Here is a 5,425-nt window from a genome sequence, read left to right as displayed (position 1 = left end):
ACTTTCAACACACTAAATAGCAACTTAGAAAACCTTGTACAATAAAACCGGCTATGCTAAAATAAAGAAAGATTTCAGGGACAAAGCAGTTTGTCCCTTGTTTTACGTTTGAAGAAAGGATACCCTATGTTTCACATAATCCCCAACAATTTTTTTGTTCCGCTATCCTCGCCAAACCGAATTGTGTACTGGGAATGTATCAGCCGCCTTTTTGCCATTATGGAACACCAGCTCTCCTTTGGCGTGGAAAGAGAAGTGCTGGTAGACGAGCTGGAATTTTATTTTGGGCAGGAAAATGCGGCCCAGCTAGTGGAAGAAGAATTCCAGGCTGATGACAGCCGAAGCCGGGCTAACGGCATTTTGCGCCGCCTGGAATACTACGGCTGGATCGAAGTGGAAACAGACAAAAGCTACGTACAGCGTGTAAACTTCAAGGAATACGCTGTGAAAATAATCAAAACACTCCTGGATATCGCAGATGGGAAACAAATTGAATACCAGGGGTACATTTATACCATCTACAGTCTGGTAAAAGGCACCATGGATAAGCCGGGTATCGTGCTCATGCAGATCTGGGAAAACACCGACTACCTGATCACCGGTCTGAAAAACCTCAATTCCAACATCAAACACTACATAGATGACCTTACCAGACACAGCACGGTTGCTCAGATTATGGATGCACTGTTTAACGACTACATTACCAATATTGTAGACAAAGCCTACCACCGCTTGTTGACTTCTGACAATGTTTCCAAGTTTCGTCCGGAAATTATGCAGTGCCTGGAGAAAAGAAGCCACAATGAGGAATTTCTGGAAAAGGCATCTGCAGAGATTGCAGCTATCCGGGAGGTTTCCGAGGAAGAGGGGCGGGAACTGACCTACCGTTATCTTCACGAAATTATTGAGGCTTTCCGCAATATGGACGAGATTCTTCAGGAAATCAACCAGAAAAATACCCAGTACCAGCGAGCTGCCATCAACCGTGCCAAATTTCTCCTGGCAGGAAACGAAGATGTGCGGGGGCAGCTGAAAGAAATACTCATGGGAATTAATGAAGAAATTAACCAGGAAAATATGGATCTTGGGGGAATCTACCGCATTGATTTTCTGGATGATCTGGTGCGTATTTACCAGTGTTCTATTCTGGAACAAAGTTCTCTGTATCTGGCAGTAGAAGGGAAAAAGGAATTCATCCCCTCCAGTCTGGAGAATGAGGAACCAGACGAAGAGCTTCGCCGTGAGAAAATGAGAAAGATGGCAGAAAAGATCCGGAAAGTGATCAGTGTAGAGAAAATTCAGAACTACGTAAACCGTTATCTGGCGGAAAAGGATGAGCTGGAAGCAAGCCAGCTTCCTCTTAATAATGAAGAGGATTTTATCAAACTGATTTATGTGCGCCTTTACGGTCAGCGCAAAAATATGGGATATGTAATAGAAACTCTGGAAGAACGGGAAGTAAACGGCTACCGTTTCAAAGATTTTCGGATACGGAGGAGAGAAAATGGAATATCTGGAAGGAATGCTGCAAAAAGAAAAGGATAATTTCAGCAGGGTTTGCAACCGTCTTCTGGGAACCTGCTTTTTGTGCAAAGGAAACCAGAATACCAAAGCAGATTATTATTTTGTGCTGAAATACAGGAAAGAATTTAAAGAATATCTGGGCGTTCTTGGCTATCGCCTTGAGATAAACGAGGAATATGGAGTGATTCAGCTGACCAGTCCGAGAGGGTATAACCGGATGAATCTGAAGCTTTATGATTCCATTGTACTTCTGATCCTGCGAATTCTTTACGATGAAAAGAAGCGTGAGCTTTCCGCAATAGAGGAAGTAATCGTGAACCTTGGAGACATTCAGGATAAGTTTGTGAGTCTTAATATCCGTGACAGATTAATCGACAAAACCACCATGCGAAATGCCCTGAGCCTATTCCGAAGATATCAGATCGTGGAGCTTCTGGATAAGGATATGGGAGATGAAGAATCTCGTGTTCTGATTTACGACTCCATTCTGATGGTGGTACGTGCAGAAGACATTAAGGCAGCATATGAGAAACTGGAGACATACAGAAAGGGAAGAAACGAAAGCGATGAAGAAACTGACGAGGATGAAGCTGATTAACTGGCACAGGTTTAATAACTGTACCATAGAGTTTGGAGATTCCACTCTTTTATCTGGTGAAAACGGCGCTGGAAAATCCACTCTTCTGGACGCAATCCAGTTTGTGATCATCTGTTCCACCGGCTATTTTAACAAGGCGGCCCACGAGAATGGCAAGCGAAGGCTTACCGGATATATCCGCTGTAAAACAGGAAAAGAAAACCAGCCTTATGAGCGTACCGGCGAGATCAGCGCTCATGTTGCCCTGGAATTTTATGAGGAAAGCAAGGATAAATATTTCATTATCGGTGCTGTTGTGGACTCTGCTTCTGAGGGCCAGGAGACCACAGTGCGGTATCTGATGGAGAATACCAGGATCTCAGATGATCTTTTCCTGTACGGAAACCAGGTGAAATCCATTGCAGAATTCCGTGGTTCCAACATTGATATCCGCCAGTGGTGCAAGACCAATGTAGAAGCCCGTAGAATGGTCACAGCAAGACTTGGAAGGATTGAAGATAAGTTCTTCCGTCTGATTCCAAAAGCGCTTGCATTTAAGCCAATCGACGATATTAAGGACTTTGTTTACTCTTACGTGCTGGATGAAAAAGAAGTCAATATTGATGTACTTCGGGAGAATGTGCGTACTTATCAGGATATGGAACGTACCCTTGATAACGTGAAAAAACGCATGAAAAAACTGAAAAAAATACAGGAATTGTACCAGCGTGTACAGGAGCGTATTGAAAAGGACAGGATGTACGAGTATTTCCTGAAACGTAGTGAGCTGGAGCTTGTGGAAGGACAGCTTTCCAGTCTGGAAACTGCCAAAAAGAATGAAGAAATCCGTCTTTCCCAGGCGAAAGCCCAGCTGGAAATGCTTCAGAAAGAGCGCTCTGAAAAGCAGGAAATTGCCACAAATATCCGTGTAGAACTGCGCCATAACCAGGAATTTGTAGCTTTGGAAGAGGAGAAAAAAGAGCTGAAAAGGCTTCGGGATAAGAGACAGGAAGCTCTGAATGAGGAGACGGAATTGAAGAAGAGCGTGGCTCAGGCGGCCAGGGACTGCGAGAGTTTATTGCAGACTATGGGGGCAGGGAACACTTCCAGATATTCTGCAGCAGTTTCTACCGAAACGAGTCAGTCTGCAAATGCAGAAAATGAAACTGGCGTAGATTTCGCTTCCTGTATCCGTGAATATCGGAAAAAACTTCAAACTCTGGATGGTGATATCAATGTAACAGAAATAAAGAGCCTTACAGATGATGTGATCCATTTCAAACAGATGCGCTATGGAGAACTGCAGGAAGAGCAGGCGCAGCTGAAGATCCGGCTTAACCAGAACCAGACAGAATGGGAGAAATTAAGCAAAAAGATCAATAAACTGAAACGCAAAAAGCTGACTTATCCATCTGGCGTAGAGCTTCTTGTGGAGTCTGTACAGGAAGAATTTGCGGGCATTGGAAGAGAAATCCAGCCTGGAGTGCTCTGCGAAATGCTGGAAATTAAGGATGAGGAATGGCGAAACGCAGTGGAGGGGTATCTGAATACGCAGCGTTTTTACGTGCTTGTAGAACCGGAGAACTTCGATATTGCACTTGGTATTTATGACCGTCTTCGAAGAGAGAAAAAGGTTTACGGAGTAGGTCTGATCAATACGAAAGATCTGGAAAAATACGACACTGCGCCTGCGGGAACTCTGGCAGAAGTAGTCACATCCCAGAACCAATATGCCCGTCAGTACAGCAACATGCTCCTTGGAAAAGTACAGATGTGCGAGCGTTACGAAGACCTGAAAAAGTATTCTGTTTCTATCACAAAGGGCTGTATGAGATATCAGAACTGTGTGGCAAGTGCCATCAAACCAGAGGTATTTCGTGTGCCGTTTATCGGCAAAAATGCTTTTACCGTACAGCTGGCACAGGCTGAAGAAGAATTTCAGAAGCTTAGTGAAACAATGGAAAATCAGGAGAAAAAGCTGTCTGACACAAAAGAGATTCTGGGACTTCTTTCTACAGAAAGTGACGTGGATATTAAGTACCGTCTGGATGTGATCGCTACCCTTCGTATGTTAAATAAATCCGTTGATAAATGTGAGGAAAATATACGAAAACTGAAAGAGAATTCCACCCTGATCCAGAAGCAGCTGCAGCTGGATGGGCTGGAAAAAGTGCTTAGGGGATTGGATTACACCATCAGCTCCGACACGGAAAAAATCGGTGGAATGCGTGCCCGGATCCAGGATTTGGTTGCCAGAAAACAGACACTTCTGGAAAAACAGATTACCGGAAAGAGTGAGGTAACCGCTCTTGCAGCAGATGCGGGAGAACGTTTAAATAGCTGGAATCGGGAATATAAGGAGGCTCTGGGAGTAAGATCAATTGAGCAGTTTCAAAGTGAATATTTTTATAAACTGCCTTCTAATAAGAGAAAATATAACAGTGAGAGATGTCAGATTGCCAAAGACAATATGATAAATGCCATGGTGGAGTATAAGACCGAGCATGATTTTGGTGCAGCTGCCAGTCTGGATGGTTTTCCTGAATTTGAGGCGGTATATGAACGTTTGAAAAACTCTGAACTTCTTGATTATGAGGAGAAAGTACAGTCTGCCCATAAAGCGGCAGAAACAGAATTTCATGAGCAGTTTCTGGCGAAATTACAGGAGAATATGAAGCTTGCCCAGGGGGAATTTAAGGAACTGAACAAGGCGTTAAAGGGCATTGATTTTAGCAGTGAACGCTATGAATTCCAGTTTATGCCAAGTAAAAAATACCGCAATTATTATGAAATGATCATGGATGATTTCAATGTGACACAAGGCGAATCCCTGTTTTCGGGAATCTTCCATGAGGCTCATAAAGATGTAATCGAGGAGCTGTTTGAACAGCTTTCGGTAAGTGGAGATAACAGTGCACAGGCTCTTGACGAGTTTACGGATTACCGTACTTACATGGATTATGACATTAAGATCATTCATAATGACGGCACCTATTCTTACTATTCCAAGGTATGTGAAGAGAAGAGCGGCGGTGAGACACAGACCCCGTTTTATGTGACAGTGGCAGCCTCTTTTGTGCAGCTTTACAGCAATAATATTGGTGGCGAGGCAGCTGGGCTGGTGCTCTTTGATGAGGCCTTTAATAACATGGATGATGAAAGAATCGGCGGCGTTTTGGAATTCCTGAGACGCCTTCCATTACAGCTTATTATCGCCGCTCCTCCAGATAAGATCCAGTATATCGGCCCGGCTATGGATGAAGTGATGCTAGTAATGACAGATCAGAAGCAGAGTTATGTGGAGGAATATCACAATGCAGTATG

3 protein-coding genes are annotated in these 5,425 nt (G+C 43.8%); all 3 read left to right on the top strand.

Features of this window, described 5'->3' with window-relative positions:
* Positions 1 to 126 precede the first annotated feature (126 nt).
* Positions 127 to 1,545, top strand: coding sequence for a Wadjet anti-phage system protein JetA family protein (locus PGQ38_RS18385; RefSeq protein ID WP_270433020.1), 1,419 nt, complete (start codon positions 127 to 129; stop codon positions 1,543 to 1,545).
* The gene (locus PGQ38_RS18380; RefSeq protein ID WP_118583732.1) at positions 1,505 to 2,122 is read left to right on the top strand and encodes a DUF4194 domain-containing protein; all 618 of its coding nucleotides are present in this window, start codon (positions 1,505 to 1,507) and stop codon (positions 2,120 to 2,122) included. Before PGQ38_RS18385 ends, PGQ38_RS18380 begins: the two co-directional genes overlap by 41 nt.
* Positions 2,091 to 5,425 (top strand): ATP-binding protein (locus PGQ38_RS18375; protein ID WP_270433017.1); only part of this gene is annotated, 3,335 nt, incomplete at its 3' end. The genes PGQ38_RS18380 and PGQ38_RS18375, both read left to right, overlap by 32 nt.

The organism is Blautia faecis, assembly GCF_027662325.1.
GTDB lineage: Bacteria > Bacillota > Clostridia > Lachnospirales > Lachnospiraceae > Blautia_A > Blautia_A faecis.
This window is presented reverse-complemented; position numbering and strand designations above follow the sequence as displayed.

What these genes read in the sequence shown, in the direction of transcription:
- PGQ38_RS18385 (WP_270433020.1), top strand. Translation starts at nt 127, where the DNA reads ATGTTTCACATAATCCCCAACAATTTTTTTGTTCCGCTATCCTCGCCA.
- PGQ38_RS18380 (WP_118583732.1), top strand. Translation starts at nt 1,505, where the DNA reads ATGGAATATCTGGAAGGAATGCTGCAAAAAGAAAAGGATAATTTCAGC.